The sequence below is a fragment of the Micromonospora sp. NPDC005205 genome, from assembly GCF_040608275.1.
Lineage (GTDB): Bacteria > Actinomycetota > Actinomycetes > Mycobacteriales > Micromonosporaceae > Micromonospora.
In genome coordinates this window covers 355,140-373,347 of record NZ_JBEXHV010000001.1, presented here as the reverse complement: position 1 = coordinate 373,347, position 18,208 = coordinate 355,140, and the positions used below count along the sequence as shown (strand labels likewise).

Genomic DNA, 18,208 nt, shown 5'->3' with positions numbered 1-18,208 from the left:
GGGGTCAGTTGCTCGCCAGCGCGTCCGCCGCTTCCGGGTCGCAGTCGCGCAGGAACTGGGCACAGCGGGCCGCCTCGTCGGCCTCGCCGATCTCGTCGGCGGCACGGGACAGCACGTAGAGGCAGCGGAGGAAGCCCTGGTTGGGCTCGTGTGACCACGGCACCGGGCCGTGCCCCTTCCAACCACTGCGACGCAACTGGTCGAGGCCCCGGTGGTAACCGGTGCGGGCGTACGCGTACGCCGTCACCACCTGGCCCTGTGCGAACGCCCGCGCCGCGAGCTCCGCCCAGGCCGCGCTGTAGGTCGGGAAGCCGGCCGCCACGTTGGCGTACGCCTCATCGGTGCCGGCCTCGTCGGCGGCGGCCAGGGCGGCGTCGGCCTCGACGTTCGCGGGCAGGCGGGTGGCCGGTGGCTCTGGCAAAAGGTTCTGCATCGCCCCATTCAACCCGCTGGACAGGGCGACACGCGAGCGGGTCGGCCGACGTGTCCCGCTGAACGGCTGAGGAGTTGGTCACGCCTGCGGCCTATGCCGCTGCCTGGTGTTTTCCACTACAAATAATGGTCCGGAGCCTCCCCAGGAACCGGTAATGCAGGAGCCCGGTGGCCACGACCATCGGGCTCCTGTCTGTTCCACCCCCGGCCCGAGGTTTGACCGGCCCCGGCGGAGGGGCAGGATGGCCCGGTGCCGACCCCACCTCCCGCGGACGTCATCGAGCCGCACCTGCATGCCGGCGAGATCCAGACCCGGGCCGAGTTCGATCAGCAGCTGGCCACCGGTGGGCTGGCCGGGCTGACCGTTCAGGGCCTGCGGCTCGACCTCGCGCCGGTGCCCGACCTGACCGGCGTCGACGTCGCCGGCACCCTCTTCGTCGGTTGCCTGTTCGCGTCCCGGGACGTGGGTGCCGACCTGGTCCGGCGGGGCGCGAACGTGGTGCCGCCGTTCTCCGGGTTGCCGTACCCGACCCAGCCGACGCACCTCTACACCCCGGACGACCTGGCCGCCGGGTTCGCCGAGGGCGGGTTCACCGGGATGTACGACACCCGGGTGTACGACCACTACCGGGCGCACGGCGGCGCGTTGCCGGACGTCAAGGAGGCGCTGGGTCAACGGCTGCACGATCACGGCGTGGACAACGCGCTGGCCGACGCCACCCGGGTCTGGCTGACCGCGTTCGGGCCGCAGTCGGTGGTGGGCATCATGGGCGGGCACGCGGTGCGGCGCGGCAGTCCCGCGTACCGGATGGCGGCCGTGCTGGGTTGGGAGCTGGCGCGGGCCGACCGGCTGGTGGTGACCGGCGGCGGCCCGGGTGTCATGGAGGCCGCGAACCTCGGCGCCTACCTCGCGGACCGGCCGGAGACCGATGTGACGGCCGCGATCGACCTGCTGGCCACCGCCCCCGACTTCACCGACCACCACCGGTACACGGCCACGGCGCTGACGGTCCGGCAGCGGTACGCGGGGGTGCCCCGGCAACGTGGAGACGAGCTGGGCTGGGCGCGTGCGGGTGGTCTGGCCATTCCGACCTGGCTGTACGGGCACGAGCCGGCGAACCTGTTCGCCGGGCGGATCGCGAAGTACTTCTCGAACGCGATCCGGGAGGACACCATCCTGCGCCTCGCCCGGGGCGGCATCGTCTTCGCGCCGGGGCGGGCGGGCACGGTGCAGGAGGTGTTCCAGGCGGCCACCAAGACCTACTACGGCACCGACGGCGCCAGCGGGGCGTACATCTTCCTGGACCGCGCCTACTGGACCGGGGAGTTGCCGGTGGAGGCGTTGTTGCGTCCGCTGCTGGCGGCGTCCCCGTTCGGTGACCTGTCGTCGACGATCCACCTCACCGACGACGTTCGCGAGGCCGTACGCCTGCTGACGACCTGACGACGACGGCCGACTCCCAGTGCGGGGAGCCGGCCGTCGGGCGGGACGTCGTTACTTGGTCATCGTGGTGCCGGTCGAGCGAAGGTGCTCGCAGGCCTCGACGACCCGGGCGGCCAGACCGGCCTCGGCGGCCTTGCCCCAGGCGCGCGGGTCGTACTGCTTCTTGTTGCCGACCTCGCCGTCGATCTTCAGCACGCCGTCGTAGTTGCGGAGCATGTGGTCCACGACGGGGCGGGTGAAGGCGTACTGGGTGTCGGTGTCGATGTTCATCTTCACCACGCCGTAGTCCAGGGCCTCGCGGATCTCGCTCAGCAGGGAGCCCGAGCCGCCGTGGAAGACCAGGCTGAGCGGCTTGTCCTTGCCGTACTTGGCGCCGACGGCGTCCTGGATCTGCTTGAGGATCTCCGGACGCAGCTTGACGTTGCCCGGCTTGTAGACGCCGTGCACGTTGCCGAAGGTCAGCGCCGCCATGTAGCGGCCCTTCTCGCCGAGGCCGAGCGCCTCGACCATGGCCAGGCCGTCATCGGTGGTGGTGTAGAGCTTGTCGTTGATGGCGTTCTCGACGCCGTCCTCCTCGCCACCGACGACACCGACCTCGATCTCAAGGACGATCTTGGCCTTGGCGGCCTCGTCGAGCAGCTGCGCGGCGATCTCGAGGTTCTCCGCGACCGGCACTGCCGAGCCGTCCCACATGTGCGACTGGTACAGCGGCTCCTCGCCGCGCTTCACCCGCTCCTGGGAGATGCCCATCAGCGGACGCACGAACCCGTCCAGCTTGTCCTTCGGGCAGTGGTCGGTGTGCAGGGCGATGTTCACCGAGTACTTCTTGGCGACCTCGTGCGCGTACGCGGCGAACGCCACCGCGCCGGTGACCATGTCCTTGATCGAGGGGCCGGAGAGGTATTCGGCGCCACCGGTGGAGACCTGGATGATGCCGTCGCTCTCCGCGTCGGCGAAGCCCTTGAGCGCCGCGTTCAGCGTCTGGGAGGAGGTCACGTTGATCGCGGGGTACGCGAACCGGCCAGCCTTGGCGCGGTCCAGCATCTCCGCGTAAGCCTCGGGGGAAGCGATGGGCATGTGATGTGCTCCTTACTTACCACTCTCGGCCGTGCTGGCCGCTGTTCTTCATTTGTGCGCCGGACCGCGCTGTCCTCCGCCCGGAAGTATCCCGTAGGTGAGGTGCGCCGGAACAACCGACCCGGTGCTGGTCGTTCACCGGCGGTCCAGGTTGTCCGGCACGATGACGCTGATCAACCAGGTCACCACCGTCATCACGATGGCTCCCCAGAAGGCCGGCCAGAATCCGTCCACCTGGAACGGCAGGTCGAGCCCGCTGGCGATCCGGTCGGTCAGCAGGAACAGCAACGCGTTGACCACCAGCGCGAACAGGCCCAGGGTCAGCAGGTAGAACACACAACCGACGACCCGGATCACCGGCTTGAGCACCGCGTTGATCACGCCGAAGATCAGCGCCACCACGATCAGGGTGAGGACGGTGTTGCCACCCGAGCGACCATGCACGTCGACCCCGGGCACTATCAGCGTGGTGATCCACAACGCGACCGCGGTGATCGCCAGTCTGATGAGGAAGCCCACGGGACCATCCTGGCATCGGGTCGCGTCGCCGAGGGCTGATTCCGCCTACTCCGTCTCCGGGCGGTGCGCCCGCCCAGCCCGTACGGTGGGTGGGAACCGTGCCCCGAGACCCCCGGGAGGGACGATGGGTCAGCCCGACGAGGACTTCACCCCCGGCGACCACCTCACGCCCGACGAACGCGACCCCGAGGCGGACCCGGCGGACGCGGTCGAGCAGGCCACTGTCGCCGGCCCCACCGACGTTGACGGTGAGCCGCACCGTGGCCTGGAGGTCGACGACTGGGACGCGATGGAGCAGGCCCGGGTGGTCACCGGGGACGAGGACGACTACCGCTGATTCCGCCGCGGGTCGGCTGCCCGTTGCGACAGGGGTGTTCAGCCGTTCGGGTCATTAGACAAATATCGATCCGGAAGGGGTTACCGGAGGGTCTGGGCGTCCCTAGGTTGGACGAGCGCCACCTGTACCCCCACGGGAGGACCCCATGCTCAAGCACTCGCTCCGCTGGCTGACCGGGCTCGGCGCGGCTGGCGCGCTGGTCGCCGCCTCCGCAACCCCCGCCGTCGCTGCGGCCACAATCGAGCCCTACTTCCAGGACACCACCCTGGCCGTCGGCGCGACGCCGACCACCCGGGCCCTGTTCCTGTACGCCGACGAGCCGACGGTCCTCAAGGACGTCTCCGTGCGGTACGACTATCGCTCCCTGGCCTCCGAGATCACCGTGACCCCCGCCGAAGGCCAGAAGTGCACCGCGCCGGAGCCGGGCGTTCTCGTCTGCACGGAGCCCGCCGATGTCGCCCTCTACGAGATGCCGCCGCTGGGCAGCGGGATCTACCGCAACGCGGCAAAGCAGGTTCGCATTGCCCTCACCGAGGGTGCGCAGCTCGGTGACTCCGGGGACGTCGCGGTCAGCTACGAGGCCGCCGGCGGCCGGCGCGGCAGCTACACCTCCCGCGTACGGGTCGGCGAGGGGGTCGACCTGGCCGGCGGGCCGTTCACCGACTTCTCCTCGAAGCCGGGTGGAAAGCTGACCGTGCCGCTGGTCGTGGCGAACGCCGGCGACAAGGCCGTCAGCGGGTTCGTCGCGGTCTTCGATTTCAGCTACTCGATCCGCGCCAAGGACCGGTTCAGCAACTGCCGCTACGCCGACGACCACCTGGTCTCCTGCCAGTTCGACGAGGACATTCCGGTGGGCACCAGGCTCGTCGCCACGCTGAACCTCGAACTCGCCACTGACACCTACGCGCCGACCAACCAGTCCGGCTACGCCCAATTCATGACCGTTGCCGACTTCGAGGACCTGACCCGGGTACGGGCAGCCGTCGGCGCCCGGACGGCCACCCCCGGCAGCGGTCCGAAACTGACTCTGACCGAGACGCCCGGCAGGATGCGGCAGGCCGCCCAGACCGACGTCGGCCCCGGCAACGACTACACCGGGTGGACCATCAAGGCCACCGGCACGAACGGCACCGACCTCGCGGCGATCGGCGCCACGCTCAAGGGCACGGCTGGCACCGTCGTCACGGCCACTGTCGGCTTCCGGAACAACGGCCCGGCGACGCTCGACCGAACGAACGCGGACTACGAGGCCGCCACCCACACCGTCGTCGAGTTGCCACCGGGCACCACCGCCGTCGAGATCCCCGACACCTGTCAGTTGCGGCCGGGCACTCGCACGTACCAGTGCGCCTCGGAGATGCTGCTGGTGGCGGGACAGACCTACATCATGAAGTTCCGGTTACGCATCGACAAGGTCATCGCCAACGCCCGGGGTGCGGTGCGGGTCAACGCACCGTGCGAGTGCGCACCGGGCGACAGCTTCCAGGACGACATCAAACCGGCCAACGACAAGGCGACCATAGTGGTCAACGCGGCCCAGAGCGGCGGTGGTGACGATGACGGTGATGGCGATGGCGGCGGCGGTGGCGGCGGTTCGCTGCCCATCACCGGCACCCCCACCACAGTGATCGCCGGCATCGGCGCCCTGCTGCTCGTCACCGGTGCGGGCTGCTACCTGCTCGCCCGACGCCACGGCAGCCGCTTCACCGCCTGACCCACCCCGACCCGACCGACGCCCCGCCGACCCGTACCGGGCTGGCGGGGCGTCGTCGTGGTGTCCTCGTCCGTCAGCGGACGGGGTTGACCTGCTCCGGGTGCTGCTCGACCCACTGCGCCAACCGATCCTCGCGCAGCGCGGCGAGGAACGCCGGGCCCTGCTCCGGGGCCAGCGGCAGCAGCGTACGGTCATCCACCGGCTGGCCGACCGGGAGGCTGAGCCCCACCGGGTCGACGCTCTTCAGCTTGGGCAGCACGGCCACCAGCCTGGTCAGTGGCAGGCCGTCGTCGTCGACCGCCAGACCCGTGCCGGGGGCCGACAGCAGTGCGGTGAGCCGCACCGGGCTGGTCAGCACGTCCTTGGCGACCGCCGCTCGGATCAACCCGGCGACGTAGCGCTGGGCGTTACGGTCCCGGTCCAACGCACCATCGGGCAGGTACCGCCGTTGCCGCAGCAGGTCCACGGAGGAAGCTCCGTCGAGCCGCTGACAGCCGGCCGGAAAGACCCGGCGGGTGTGCCAGGAACGAACCTCCTTCGGTAGGCAGACCTCCACCCCGTCGACAGCGTCGGTGATCCGGCGCAGCCCGGCGAAGGTCAGCACCGCGCCGGCGTCGACGCGTACCCCGGTCAGGTCGGCGACCACCCGGCGGGTCAGGTCGTAGCCGGCGTCCAGGTCGGGCCGGGGCTCGCCGGCGCCGCTCCAGAACGCGCTGTTGAGCTTGTCGATCCCCCGGCCGGGGATCGACACCTCCAGGTCGCGGGGCAACGAGATGAGGTACGGCCGGCTCCGGTCCGCCGGGATGTGCACCAGCAGGACGGAGTCCGCCAACCGGTACGGCGGTTCGTCGCCGAGACCGTCCACGCCGAGCAGAAGGACATTCAGCGCTTCGGACCGCGCGTCAGCCGGTTGCCCGGACATCAACGGATCCGCAGCCGGTCGGTCGGGGCGCAACTGCGGCACCCCGACTCCGAGCGCGCCGAGCAGGGCCAGCGTGACGCCAGCGGCCTGGAACCGCTGCCGGCGGCGACGGCGGACGGCGGCGAGCCGGTCGATCGCGACCCGCAGCGGGCCGGTCGACGGGGTCAAGGTTTCGTGCCGGGCGAACGCGGCACGCAGGTCATCCTCGATCATGTTCACGCCTCCACGTACTCGGCCCGGAGCGTGGCCAGGGCCCGGGAAATGGACGAGCGGACGGTCCCGACGGCACAGCCGAGAATGTCGGCGATCTCGACGTCGGGCAGGTCCTCGTAGTAGCGCAGCACCAGAGCAGCCCGCTGCCGACGCGGCAGCCGGGACAACCAGGACCAGATCTGATCCCGGTCCACGGCGGACTGGGCATGGTCGGTGGGCATCGGCACCGAGGCGTCGGGCTCCCCGCGCAGCAGCACCCGGCGCACCCACGAGCCGCGCCGCCAGTCGACGTACTGGTTGGTGAGCATCCGGCGTACGTAACGCTCGGGCGAGTCGGCTCTGGCGACCCGACGCCAGTTGAGCTGGACCCGGACCATGGTCTCCTGGACCAGATCCTGGGCCTGGTGTGGTTCGCCGGTCAGCATCACCGCGTACCGCAGTAGCGGGGCCAGCCGCGTGTCCGCGAACTCCTCGTACGTCACTGCACCTCCCGGGGGCTCCTGCCTCACTTGACGGAAGCGGACCGACCGAACATTGCGGTGACGCTCATCAACCTTTTGGTTCGTCTTGCTCGGCGGGCGGCTTTGAGGGCTGCAGTCAGCCTTAGCTATTCCTTAAGATCCGCAGGCTCGACCTGATCCCCCAACTGGAGGAACCCCCCTCATGCTCACCCACTCCACCCGGCGTTGGCTCGCCGGACTGGGCGTAGCAGGCGCGTTCGTCGCCGCCTCCGCCAGCCCGGCCGTCGCCGCACCGGCAGCCCCCGCCGCAGCGGTAGACAATCTCGACCTGTACGCCAACAACGTGATCGTCGCGCCTGGAGGCACCGAGAAGTGGGTAACCCTCTTCTCGCTCACCACGGAGCGGCAGCCCGACGACTACACGATCAAGGTGGACCGGAGCAAGATCGACGGTTTCGCCAGCGTCGAGAGCAGCGGGGAGAACTGCACCGAGTCCGGTGCGATCCTGACGTGCAAGGTCGAGGACCAGGACGACGACGGCTCGTACCTGAACCTCGTCTCCCTCGTCGTTCGCGCGAAGGCCGGCGCCAAGCCCGATCAGAAGGGCGAGCTGAGTTTCACTGTCACGTCGGACGGCAAGTCCGGATCCGCCTCCTACAGCTCGACTGTGGAGATCGGCGAGGGCGTCGATCTCGCCACCAACGAGCTCCTGGAGCTCAAGGGCGCGCCCGGTGCCACGCTGAAGGCCCCGTTCCAGGTGAAGAACTCGGGCGAGGTGCCCGCGAAGGGCGCGGTTCTCTTCTTCGTCGGCGCGGACGGTCTTCAGCCGTCGAAGCGCTACGAGAACTGCGAGTACACCGAGGGCCCGCTGCACGACTGGGCATTCGCCTGCCGCTTGGACGCGACCATCGGCAAGAACGCCAGCTTCCGCCTCGACGACAGCTTCGGCTTCACGGTGCCCGCCGACAGCTGGGCGCCGAACAGCTTCGGCGGGTTCTCCATCTGGTTCACGCCTGCGGACTGGGACGAGTACAGGTCCGAGGCCGAACTGCCGGCCAAGATCGGGCCGAACGGGACCGAGGGTGAGCTGAAGCTCGAGCCGGTCATGAACATGCGCTCCGGGCAGACCGACGTCAACCCGTTGGACAACTCGACCTGGGTCGACCTTCAGGTGACCGGCGACCAGCGGGCCGATGTGGCAGCGCGCGGCGCGGAGGTGACCGGCGACGTCGGCGCCACCGTCCCGCTCACTGTCGGCTACGTCAACAACGGGCCGGCGGCCGTCAACTCGGGTGGCAGCGAGTCGCCCTGGATCGGCACCACGGTCACGCTGCCGAAGGGCGTCACCGCCGTCCGCGCTCCGGAGGACTGCTTCAGCTCCGAGGACGACGGGTGGGAGCCGGGCAAGCCCGGCGGGCGGGTCTACCAGTGCTTCGTGCTCGGCTCGATCAGGAAGGGCGAGAAGGTCGACTACGAGTTCCAGGTACGGATCGACCAGGCCGGCGGCCAGACCGGTGAGGTCAAGCTGAGCACCGGGCAGGAAGACAAGCAGATCAAGGACCTGAACCCCGCCAACGACACCGCGCAGATCCTGGTGAACGGCGGCGGAGACGGCGGCCAGGGCGGCGGCGATGACGGTGACGGTGACGGCGGCTCGCTGCCGATCACCGGTCAGTCCACCGGGCTGATCGCCGGCCTCGGCGCGCTGCTGCTCGCCGCGGGCGTCGGCGGCTACCTGGTGGCCAAGCGCCGCCGGACCCGCTTCGTCGCCTGATCCACCCCGTACCACCGGTGCCCCGTCGACCACCACGGTCGGCGGGGCACCGTCGTTGGGCCCCCGCAGCGCGGGCGGGTGGTGACGGGCCGGTCCGGCGCGGCCGGGGCCCCGGGCTTCGGTACCCTTTGTGGCCGTGGACACAGCTGAGAAGACCCGCGCTCTCGTGGAGAGCGTCGCCCTGAACCCGCTCGATCCCAAGGATCTGTTGCAGACCTTCGGGCTGATCGGCGTGTGGGTGATCCTCTTCGCCGAGACCGGCCTGCTGGTGGGCTTCTTCTTCCCGGGTGACTCGCTGCTGTTCCTCGCCGGGGTGGCCTCGTCACCGGTGGCGGACGCGATCTTCGGTGACGGCACCCGCCTCTCCCTCGCCGGCCTGCTGATCGGTGGGCCGATCTGCGCGATCCTCGGGGCACAGCTGGGGCACTGGCTCGGCGCGCGGTACGGCCGGCCGATGTTCGAGCGGCCGAACTCCCGGCTCTTCAAGAAGGAGTACGTGGAGAAGGCCGAGTACTACTTCGAGAAGTTCGGCCCGGCGAAGGCCGTCGTGCTGGCGCGCTTCATTCCGATCGTCCGGACGTTCCTCAACCCGGTCGCGGGCGCGCTCGGCATGCCGGCCAAGAAGTTCCTGCTCTGGAACATCGTCGGCGCGGTGCTCTGGGTGGACGGCATCCTGCTGATCGGCTACCTGCTGGCCGAGCAGATCTACCAGGCCATCGGCGACAAGATCGACCACTACATCCTGCCGGTGGTGGCCCTGATCATCGTGATCTCGGTGCTGCCGATCTTCTTCGAGTTCCTGCGCGACCGGCGGGCTCGTAAGCGCGGCGAGGCGGTCGCTGTGGTCGCGGCGGCCAGTGCCGCGGGCGCTGTGGAGGCGGCCCGCGAGGCGTTCGACCACGACCAGCACCAGGACGGCCGTCACCGCCCGGAGCACGGTCAGGACCGTTGAGCGGTACGACGACGGCCGGCCCCCTGGTGAGGGGGTCGGCCGTCGGCATGTCGAACCCGGCCTCCGGTGGTGCGACCGGGGCCGAGCAGGTATCAACCACCGGTGGCGCCACCCCTGGCTCGCCACCGGACGCCGCCCCGGCTCGGGACGGCATGGTGCCTACGTCAGCGGGCCTTCTTGGTGGCCCGCTTACGCGGCGGGGTCAGCAGGTCGGCGATCGTCGCGATCGCACTCGGGACCAGGCTGTAGTACGCCCAGACACCGCGCTTCTCCCGCTGCAACAAGCCAGCCTCGGTGAGGATGCGCAGGTGGTGACTGACCGTCGGCTGAGAGAGGCCGAGCGGCGCGGTCAGGTCACAGACGCACGCCTCGCCCTCGGGGGCCGACTGGATCAGGCTGAGCAGCCGCAACCGAGCAGGATCAGCAAGGGCCTTGAGGACCCCGGCGAGACGCTCGGCATCGGCACGTTCGATCGGCTCGCCGTTTAGCGGCGAGATCTGAGGCATAGTCATTTCGGCCAACGCAGTTCCCACGTATTCCATCCTTCCACCAGCAGCATCGATCCGCCTGCATATCAGCAGATCCGAATCGGCAGACTTTTACGCCACAAGGCCGAGGTCAGCCAACGTATAGGCCGCCCGGTACGGCAATCCGGCGGCTCGCACCGCGTCGCCGGCGCCTCGATCAACAATAACCACCACGCCCACGACTTCCGCCCCGGCCTCGCGAAGAGCCTCGACAGCTGTCAAAACACTTCCGCCAGTCGTGGACGTGTCCTCCACCGCCAACACACGGCGGCCAGCCACCTCCGGTCCCTCGATCCGCCGCTGAAGACCGTGGGCCTTGCCCGCCTTGCGCACCACAAAGACGTCCAGGGCCCGGCCGGTCGGAGCGGCGGCGTGCAGCATCGAGAGCGCGACTGGATCCGCGCCCAGGGTGAGGCCCCCAACGGCGTCGAACTCCCAGTCGGCGGTGAGGTCGAGCAACACCCGGCCGACCAGAGGAGCGGCCCGGTGATGGAGCGTGACGCGCCGCAGATCCACGTACCAGTCTGCCTCGCGCCCCGACGAGAGCACGACCCGGCCGTGGACCACAGCCAGGTCGGTAATGAATTTACGCAGGTCGTCGTGGTCCCCCATGGCGATAGAGGTTACTGCGCAACTCTGAACGCCGTGTGTGGGGTCCACCCTGATCAGCCCCGAGGGGAACCGATGACTGGCGATGCTCGACTACGCTCAGCAACTGGGCCGACAGCGGCGTGCCAACGCCGTCCCACCACTCGCTCGGGGTCGGCGGGCCGGTCGAGGCTCAGTGCTCGTCGCGACCGATCCGGCCGCGGGTGTCCCGCGCGACCGCCTGGAGCAGCCGCCGCGGCGCGTGTCGCATACCTGCCACGACCACCTTGTACTTCCACGCCGGAATGCTGACCATCTTGCCTTTGCGCAGGTCACGCAGGGCTTCGTCCACCACATCCTCGGCCCGCAGCCACAGCCACTCCGGCGTCTTGGACATGTTGATGCCGGCCCGCTGATGGAATTCTGTGCGGGTGTAGCCGGGGCAGAGGGCCATCACCTGAACGCCGAACGGCCGCGCTGACTGGCCGACGGACTCACTGAAGTTGGTGACCCACGCCTTGCTGGCGGAGTATGTCGATCCGGGCATCGCCGTCCCGAACCCGGCGACCGAAGAGACATTTATCACTGCCCCATTTCGCCGTTCAGTCATCGGTCGAAGCGCCGCCAGGGTCAACCGCATGACCGCGTGCACGTTGAGTCGCAACAGTCGCGCCTCGTCCTCCGCCGTGGAGCGCAGGAACGGTTTGTTCAGGCTGATCCCCGCATTGTTGACCAGCAGGTGCACCGGGCTGCCGTCGGCGAGCCGCTGCTCCACGATGGCGCAGCCGTCGTCGGTGGACAGATCCGCTGAGATCGTCTCCACCTCGCGTCCGGACGTGGAACCCAGCTCGGTGGCCAGCTCGGTCAGCCGCGCCGCGTCACGGGCAACGAGCACCAGGTGCCAGCCGTCGGCGGCCAGGCGTCGCGTGAACGCCGCGCCGATGCCGGCGGTGGCCCCGGTGATCAGGGCTCGGCGCTCGGCAGTCGTGGGGTCGAGCGTCACGGAACGGTCCTCACCTGGGCGGGTACGGGGGCGTATGCGGCGCCGACGGGGGCTGGGGCGGGGCGGGCGGGAACATGGGCGGCGCGGTTGGCGCCGTCGAGCGGTGGCGGCCGAACCAGCTGTTCGCCGCCGGCAGCGCCAGCAGCATAGCTACTACAAGGTAACCGAGCGCCTGTGCGACGGAAAGCCCGGCGTTGAGCGGGATCCACCAGGACGGGTACGCGTCGCCGACCAGGCCCAGCAACTCGGCGAGGGACTGGTCGCCGGAGCCCATTCGCAGTGGCGCTGCCCGTTCGCCGACGACCACCACCACACTGCAACAGGCGGCGAGCAGACCGAGCCCGCTGACCACCCAGGTCGCCACCCGGACGCCGTTGCGACCGGCCAGCAGACCGAGGGCCAGGCCGGCGAGCAGCAGCGCGGACAGCACCGCCACCACCGCCGTCAGCACCGCCGACGCGCGGAGCAGAGCCACCACGCCGTCGATCTGCTCCGGGCTCGCCGAGGTGTCGCGGGCGGCGGAGCGGAACCCGTCGACCGTCCCGCCCAGCACCACCAGGGAGACCACCGCGTACGCGAGCGCGGCGACCGCCATCACCAACAGCACCGTCGCGGCCGACAGGGCGGCGGCGGGCCGGCGGGCCGGTGCCGATTCCGGGTACGACACGACGAATCCCTCCGGTAGGCGTCGGGTTGCAACCTACTCGGAGGGATCGTCGGCGTCGTGCTTATCGAGCCGTCAGTTGCTCGGCGGCGGGGTTGACCCGGGCCGATCCGTGGGCGGCGTGTCGTCCGGGCGGTCCGCGGCTGGTGGCGGCGGGTAGCTCGGCTCCCCACTCGACGGATAACCCGGCTCACCGGATGCCTGCGGGTAACCGGGCTGACCCGGCGCCTGCGGGTAACCGGGCTGACCTGGCGCCTGCGGGTGGCCCGGGTAGCTGGCGCCCGGGGTGGGCGGCTCCCAGCCCGCGGTGGGCTTGCGGAAAAACGGGTTCGCCTTCGGCAGCGCCAGCAGGACCAGCGCCGTGATCAGCGCGATCAGGCTGAGCACACCGAGCAGGAGGCTGACCGGCGTGACCCAGGAGGGCAGAGCCTCCTCCAGGCGGCGCTGGATCTCCTCCGGGCTCGGCGCGTCGCCGGTGGTCCCGCCACCGGTGTTGAAACCGCCGGCCGCGTTGCTGAGCAGACCACCGCCCACGCAGCAGACCATGATGCCGCCGACGATCCAGGTGGTGATCCGGGCGCCGTTGCGGCCCTGGTTGTTGAACAGGGCCAGCACGCCCAGCACGACCGCGAGCAGCAGCAGGACGATGCTCCCGCCGATGCCGATGACGGCGAAGACGTCGGCCACCTGGTCACCGTCGGTGGCGCTGCCCGCGTACGCCTCGCGGAGCGCGTCCCGCGTCTTGCTGAAGGTGCTGAGCGTGATGATCAGACTGATTACCTGGAGCGCCAGGAACAGGAAGAGCAGGTAACTGGAAATCGACACAATGGATGGCCGCTGACGGGCCGGCGTGCTCTGGGAATCGACCACGATTCTCCTTCCCTAGATCGCGCCCACACCGTATCGACAACCGGCCAGTTCGGCATGCCGTGACGAGCCCGGCGCGTCCTCCCGGGCCGGCTCGGCGGGCCTCAGGCCCGGGGCGGGCGGATCGTCAGGTCGGCGGGGTCGAGCAGGTCACCGCGGGCGACCCGCCAACCCTCTTCGCCGTACGCCTCGAAGGACAGCCGCGCGGTGCCACCGGACTGGTAGTCGTGGTAGCGCATCGTCCCGGTCGACGGCAACTCGGTCTCTCCGGTCGCGGTGTAACGCGCCTGTCCGGTCTCGGCCCAGGTGTAGCGCCGCCTGCCGAGTTCGATGGTCGGGGCGCCCGGGGTGACGGTGGCGCCCGGCTCCGGGGTCCAGAAGACCAGCTCGAGTTCGGGGCCGTCCTCCACGGAGAGCCGGTGGCGGGTGCCGGAGTCGTCGTCGAGGAGGTGCTGCACCCAACTCCAGTCGCCCTCGACCAGGCGGATCGTGGCACTCACCGCGTACTCCCGCTCGCGGATCCGCACGCTGTCACCCGGAGCCAGCCGGCGGAGCGGGCCACCGTGCGGCGGCTCCGCCGGCTGGCCGGGAGGCCCGCCCGTCGGCCGTCGGCGGGCCCGCACGACGACCACGACCACCGCTAGTACGGCAACAGCCGCCACCAGGCACGTCACCAGCGCGTCCACGCGACCACCTCCCCAGGTACGTCGGCGCAGACGGTAACAACCGTCGGCACCCGGAAGACCAGTGTTGTGGCCGACAGCTCAGCTAACGATTGTGGTCGGGTGCGTCCTCCGGAGGCGGCACCGGCGGTCCCGTCGGCCCTGGTGAGACGCCCGGTGCTCCCGGCGGCAGGTGCACGGCCGGGTCGGGGCAGATCAGGTAGCCGGGTGGGAGCGGCTGGTTCGGCGACAGGAAGCCCGGCACGAGCGGAGCTGTCGGGTATCCGTAACCGGTCGGGGCGTAGGTGGGGACGGGCATCACCCAGGCCGGCCCGGGCAGCGCCTCGTTCGCGGTACGCGGCACGAACCAGCGGTTCGCCGGCGGCAGCGCCAGTAGCAGTGACACGGCTGCGGAAAGGGCCAGAACGGTGAGCACACCCAGCCCTGCCGCGGGGAAGAGCAGGTCCTCCCAGGGATCGGTGCCGGCGTAGAGCGTGTCGTAGAACGTCGAGGTCTCCCACTCTTCGTCCCAGTCCGGTGGCGGCTCGTCGCCGATCTCCGGCATCGTCAGCAGCGGCACGAGAAAACCTCCGGAACAGCACTGCCCGAAGCAGACCAGCAACTGCGCTCCGCTGGCCACGAACACCAGGATCCGCGCGACGTTGGCGCCCCGCCGGATCGGGACGGCGGTGGCCGCAAACCAGACCGCGAGCAACACCGCCGGCACGCCGAGGATCAGCGTCATCACGACGTTGCCCTGCCGCTCGCCGGTCACCTCGTCCGGGTCGGCGTCCGGCACCAGCCGTAACGCGCGGTCGATCTGGCCATCGAAGCGCACCGCCTCGGCCACCGTCAGCGCGGCCAGGCCGAGCAGCACCAGCACCACGGCCAGTTGCAGCCAGAAGGCGATGGTCACGGTGGCCGGGCGGGGCGGACGCGACGCGGTGGCGGGCGGGCTCATGGCTCGAAACGTACGGTGCGTCGTCAGCAACCGGCAGAACCGATCGGGCAGCGCCGACCGGCGAATGGATCATGCTGCGGCGAGCCGCCGACTGGCGTAGGTGCCGAGGGTTTCCCGGTCCATCACGCAGCCGACGAAGGTGGTCAACTCGCTCGGATCGTCCCGCAGCGACGTCCACGTCGCTCGGGCCGTCTCCGGGTCGATCCGCTCCAGCAGCGTGGCCGCGTACGCGCGGCCGGCGGGTGTGCCGTCGGTCAGCACCCGGTCGAGCTGGCGGCGTACCTCATCGGGGTGGTCGCTGAGGGCGGCCTCGACCCGGTGGTACGCCTCGGTCACCGGCAACAGGGTGCCCGCGATCCCCACCCCACCAAAGGCGAGCGTCTCAGCGGCCACCAACTCGTCGACGGCGGCGCCCAATTCGCGCTCCCAAGCCTTCCGCATTCCAAACATGCCTCCACCCTTTCCCCGTCCGGCCCCACTCCACCCCATTGATCACGAGGTTTGCGCCATGAGCGGACACTCTCCTGACACGGCCGCCTGGTGGTGCGGGTCAGTAGCCGCGCCACTCGGTGCGGGCGTAGTCGAGGACCCTCGGTTGGAGGAGGGTGCTGGGGGGCACGTCCAGGCGGGCGCGGTCGGCGGGAAAGGCCGCCGCCGCCCGCAGCACGTCCGGGTCGAGGAAACGCAGCCGGGGAGCATCGGCCGGCAGTTCCAGCACCGGCGGGGCGGTTCCCGCCGTGGCGAGCAGGAAACCCCAGTCGCCGAAGGACGGCACGTCGACGTGGTACGGCACTGTGGCGAAGCCGGCTTCCCGCACCGACGCGTCGATGGACCAGTAGGAGCGGGGCGCGAAGTACGGCGAGCCGGACTGCACCACCAGCCGTCCCTGCTCGGCGAGCACCGACCTGATCAGCGTGTAGAACTCGACGGTGTAGAGCTTGGCCGTGGCTGTCTCGTCCGGGTCGGGCAGGTCGGCGACCACCACGTCGAAGCGCTCGGCGGCGCTACGCAGCCAGCCGAACGCGTCAGTGTTCACCACCCGTACGCGGTGGTCGTCGAGCGAGCCGCCGTTGAGCGCCCGCAGCTGCGGCACGGTGCTGGCCAGCGCCACCACCGCCGGGTCGAGGTCGACAACTGTCACCCGGCGGACGTCCGGGTACCGCAGGATCTCCCGGACGGCGAGGCCGTCGCCGGCACCGAGAACCAGTACGTCGCCGCGTGGACCTCGCATCGCCGGATGCACCAGCGCCTCGTGGTAGCGGTACTCGTCCACCGAGCTGAACTGAAGATCGCCGTTGAGGAACAGCCGGAGGTCGGTGTCGGCGTGGCCGACCTCCCGCACCGACCGGGTCAGCACGATCTCCTGGTAACGGGAGCGTTCGGCGTACACGACGGGGTCCCGGTAGAGCTGCTGCCGGGCGGTCACCTCGAAGTCGGCGGCGGTCACCCAGGCGTACCCCAGGCAGAGCGCGACCACGACGGAGCCGGCGCCGAGGACGAGCCGGGCGCGGCGGCTCAGCTCCCTCCGGAACACAGTGCAGACCAGGGCGAGACCGGCCACCGCGTTCACCGCGCCGACCACCAGGGCACCCTTGAGCTGGCCGAAGACGGGGATCAACAGGAACGGGAAGGCGAGCCCGCCGAGCAGCGCGCCGACGTAGTCGGCGGCGAACAGGTCGGCCACCGCACTGCCGGCGGCCTGCTCGCGGATGCGCTGCAACATCACCATCAGCAGCGGAATCTCCGCGCCGATCAGCAGGCCCAGCACGAAGGCGGTGGCGACCAGCGCCGGGCCGTACAGGTCGAGCCAGGCGAAGGCGGCGTAGAGGCCGAGCACTGACAGGCCACCGAGCAGGGCCAGGGTCAGTTCGATCACCGCGAACGCTGCGGCGGCCCGGGGCTGCAACGGCTTCGCGACCAGTGCGCCGACGCCCATCGCGAAGACCATCACGCCGAGCACGATCGACGCCTGCCCGACGGTGTCGCCGATCAGGTAGCTGCCGAGCGCGACAAGGGCCAGCTCGTAGACCAGCCCGCAGGCGGCGCAGACGAAGACCGCGACCAGCACCGCCGCGCGGGCCAGCCGCCAGTGCGGCCGGGCCTCGGTGACGAGGTTCTGCACGGAGGGCTCCAGGTGATGGGGTCAGGCGTCGGGCTACTTGCCGGTGCCGGGGCCGCCGCCCCGAACGCTGTTACCGCGTCCCCAACCCCAGTACGACCCGACGGTCGAGTGGTAGCGGGGGTGAGCGGTGTCCATGTCTTCGAGCAGGATCACCGAGCCTGCCGCGATCGGCAGGATCACCACCGAGTCGTCGTCGTAGCGCAGGTAGACGCCGCTGCCGTCGGCGTACCGGTCGGACGGATTCCACGCGTCGGTCAGTTCCTTGGCCACAGCGGTCGGTGACTTGGGCGAGGTGTACGCGGTCGCTTCCCGGCCGATGTCCCGGCTGGCCGCTCGCGAATACTTTTCCTGCACGTAGGCGCGCGGGGAGAAGGTGCCGTTGACGAGGGCGAAGGCCGCGACCATCGCACCGACCACGGCCGCTGCCACGCCCACCACGAACCAGCGTCGGTACGTCATCGCAGTGCCACCACCGTCTCGGTCAGGACCAGCTCGTTGGTCTGGGGGTACGCGTGCCAGGTACGCCAGCCGACAGTCCCCTGCGGCAGGTCGGCGCGCACGGCCAGCGCGGTGACCGCGTCCGGGTCGCCGGGAAAGACGCCGACCAGGGCGTACGGGTCGTCGGCCAGGTCGGCGCGGAGCCTGGCGATCCGGGTGTGCAACTCACCGTCGGCGGGGCGCAGCACGGCGGCGGTGAAGCGGTAGCCGCCCGACTCGTCGTGCAGGGTGTCGGGCAGGTGCGGCGGCCGACCCGGCAGGCAGGCGACCGTCTCGGTGAGTTCGGCCGCACCGCCGGCTTCGGCCAGCACGACCTGGTGGGACGCACCGAGCAGGCGCAGCCGTAGCCGGACGTCCCCGGGCAGCGTGAGGTCGCGGACGTGCAGCGCGGGCCGCTCCGGGCCGCCGAGTGCCAGGCTCAGGTCGGCGGCGCAGGTGTCGACGTACGGGGTGTGGAGGCTTACCAGCACC

21 protein-coding genes are annotated in these 18,208 nt (G+C 70.3%); 5 read left to right on the top strand and 16 right to left on the bottom strand.

What is annotated here, in order from left to right; genetic code table 11:
* Positions 1-4: 4 nt before the first annotated feature.
* Positions 5-433 carry a DUF3151 domain-containing protein gene (locus ABZU43_RS01790; RefSeq protein ID WP_355004687.1) on the bottom strand — a complete coding sequence of 143 codons (429 nt, stop codon included), beginning with the start codon at positions 431-433 and terminating at the stop codon, positions 5-7.
* 249 nt (positions 434-682) lie between these two features.
* Between ABZU43_RS01790 and ABZU43_RS01785 the strand changes: the two genes are divergently transcribed.
* Positions 683-1,876: a hypothetical protein gene (locus tag ABZU43_RS01785; RefSeq protein ID WP_355004686.1), complete on the top strand. Its 1,194-nt coding sequence runs from the start codon at positions 683-685 to the stop codon at positions 1,874-1,876.
* A gap of 51 nt (positions 1,877-1,927) precedes the next feature.
* On the opposite strand, the gene fbaA is transcribed toward ABZU43_RS01785, so the two are convergent.
* Together fbaA and ABZU43_RS01775 are read right to left on the bottom strand one after the other, a co-directional pair.
* Positions 1,928-2,953 (bottom strand): class II fructose-bisphosphate aldolase, encoded by a 1,026-nt coding sequence (gene fbaA / locus ABZU43_RS01780; RefSeq protein WP_355004685.1) that lies wholly within the window; start codon positions 2,951-2,953, stop codon positions 1,928-1,930.
* Between the two features lie 135 nt (positions 2,954-3,088).
* Complete coding sequence (locus tag ABZU43_RS01775; RefSeq protein WP_238677616.1) at positions 3,089-3,472, bottom strand: phage holin family protein; 384 nt, start codon at positions 3,470-3,472, stop codon at positions 3,089-3,091.
* Between the two features lie 124 nt (positions 3,473-3,596).
* Between ABZU43_RS01775 and ABZU43_RS01770 the strand changes: the two genes are divergently transcribed.
* Together ABZU43_RS01770 and ABZU43_RS01765 are read left to right on the top strand one after the other, a co-directional pair.
* On the top strand, positions 3,597-3,809 hold the full coding sequence (locus tag ABZU43_RS01770; protein ID WP_355004684.1) for a hypothetical protein: 213 nt from the start codon (positions 3,597-3,599) through the stop codon (positions 3,807-3,809).
* Positions 3,810-3,954: 145 nt separating this feature from the next.
* Positions 3,955-5,523: an LPXTG cell wall anchor domain-containing protein gene (locus tag ABZU43_RS01765; RefSeq protein ID WP_355004683.1), complete on the top strand. Its 1,569-nt coding sequence runs from the start codon at positions 3,955-3,957 to the stop codon at positions 5,521-5,523.
* Between the two features lie 73 nt (positions 5,524-5,596).
* Here the strand turns inward: ABZU43_RS01765 and ABZU43_RS01760 are convergent, their stop codons facing one another.
* Together ABZU43_RS01760 and ABZU43_RS01755 are read right to left on the bottom strand one after the other, a co-directional pair.
* A complete protein-coding gene (locus ABZU43_RS01760; RefSeq protein ID WP_355004682.1) occupies positions 5,597-6,658 on the bottom strand; it encodes an LCP family protein in 1,062 nt (353 codons plus the stop codon).
* Between the two features lie 2 nt (positions 6,659-6,660).
* Positions 6,661-7,140 (bottom strand): SigE family RNA polymerase sigma factor, encoded by a 480-nt coding sequence (locus ABZU43_RS01755; protein ID WP_196920494.1) that lies wholly within the window; start codon positions 7,138-7,140, stop codon positions 6,661-6,663.
* A gap of 181 nt (positions 7,141-7,321) precedes the next feature.
* Here ABZU43_RS01755 and ABZU43_RS01750 point away from each other — a divergent pair, with 181 nt between their 5' ends.
* On the top strand, positions 7,322-8,893 hold the full coding sequence (locus ABZU43_RS01750) for an LPXTG cell wall anchor domain-containing protein (RefSeq protein WP_355004681.1): 1,572 nt from the start codon (positions 7,322-7,324) through the stop codon (positions 8,891-8,893).
* A gap of 130 nt (positions 8,894-9,023) precedes the next feature.
* Positions 9,024-9,845, top strand: coding sequence for a DedA family protein (locus tag ABZU43_RS01745; RefSeq protein WP_355004680.1), 822 nt, complete (start codon positions 9,024-9,026; stop codon positions 9,843-9,845).
* 164 nt (positions 9,846-10,009) lie between these two features.
* Here the strand turns inward: ABZU43_RS01745 and ABZU43_RS01740 are convergent, their stop codons facing one another.
* The 11 genes from ABZU43_RS01740 to ABZU43_RS01690 form a co-directional block, all read right to left on the bottom strand.
* Positions 10,010-10,387 (bottom strand): metalloregulator ArsR/SmtB family transcription factor, encoded by a 378-nt coding sequence (locus tag ABZU43_RS01740; protein WP_030332125.1) that lies wholly within the window; start codon positions 10,385-10,387, stop codon positions 10,010-10,012.
* Between the two features lie 57 nt (positions 10,388-10,444).
* On the bottom strand, positions 10,445-10,984 hold the full coding sequence (gene pyrE / locus ABZU43_RS01735; protein WP_355004679.1) for an orotate phosphoribosyltransferase: 540 nt from the start codon (positions 10,982-10,984) through the stop codon (positions 10,445-10,447).
* A 169-nt stretch (positions 10,985-11,153) separates the two neighbouring features.
* Positions 11,154-11,963, bottom strand: coding sequence for an SDR family oxidoreductase (locus ABZU43_RS01730; protein WP_355004678.1), 810 nt, complete (start codon positions 11,961-11,963; stop codon positions 11,154-11,156).
* 10 nt (positions 11,964-11,973) lie between these two features.
* Positions 11,974-12,630, bottom strand: a complete 657-nt coding sequence (locus tag ABZU43_RS01725; RefSeq protein WP_355004677.1) for a hypothetical protein — start codon at positions 12,628-12,630, stop codon at positions 11,974-11,976.
* Positions 12,631-12,702: 72 nt separating this feature from the next.
* Entirely contained in the window at positions 12,703-13,497 is a 795-nt protein-coding gene (locus ABZU43_RS01720) for a hypothetical protein (protein ID WP_355004676.1), read from the bottom strand.
* Positions 13,498-13,598: 101 nt separating this feature from the next.
* Positions 13,599-14,180 (bottom strand): DUF4178 domain-containing protein, encoded by a 582-nt coding sequence (locus ABZU43_RS01715; protein ID WP_355004675.1) that lies wholly within the window; start codon positions 14,178-14,180, stop codon positions 13,599-13,601.
* 82 nt (positions 14,181-14,262) lie between these two features.
* Complete coding sequence (locus tag ABZU43_RS01710; RefSeq protein WP_355004674.1) at positions 14,263-15,117, bottom strand: hypothetical protein; 855 nt, start codon at positions 15,115-15,117, stop codon at positions 14,263-14,265.
* 69 nt (positions 15,118-15,186) lie between these two features.
* Positions 15,187-15,567 (bottom strand): hypothetical protein, encoded by a 381-nt coding sequence (locus ABZU43_RS01705; protein ID WP_355004673.1) that lies wholly within the window; start codon positions 15,565-15,567, stop codon positions 15,187-15,189.
* A gap of 100 nt (positions 15,568-15,667) precedes the next feature.
* Complete coding sequence (locus tag ABZU43_RS01700; protein ID WP_355004672.1) at positions 15,668-17,239, bottom strand: polyamine aminopropyltransferase; 1,572 nt, start codon at positions 17,237-17,239, stop codon at positions 15,668-15,670.
* Positions 17,240-17,272: 33 nt separating this feature from the next.
* Positions 17,273-17,698 carry a DUF4247 domain-containing protein gene (locus ABZU43_RS01695; protein ID WP_355004671.1) on the bottom strand — a complete coding sequence of 142 codons (426 nt, stop codon included), beginning with the start codon at positions 17,696-17,698 and terminating at the stop codon, positions 17,273-17,275.
* The gene (locus ABZU43_RS01690) at positions 17,695-18,207 is read right to left on the bottom strand and encodes a DUF2617 family protein (RefSeq protein ID WP_355004670.1); all 513 of its coding nucleotides are present in this window, start codon (positions 18,205-18,207) and stop codon (positions 17,695-17,697) included. The genes ABZU43_RS01695 and ABZU43_RS01690 overlap by 4 nt, the downstream gene beginning before the upstream one ends.
* Between the last annotated feature and the right edge of the window lies 1 nt (position 18,208).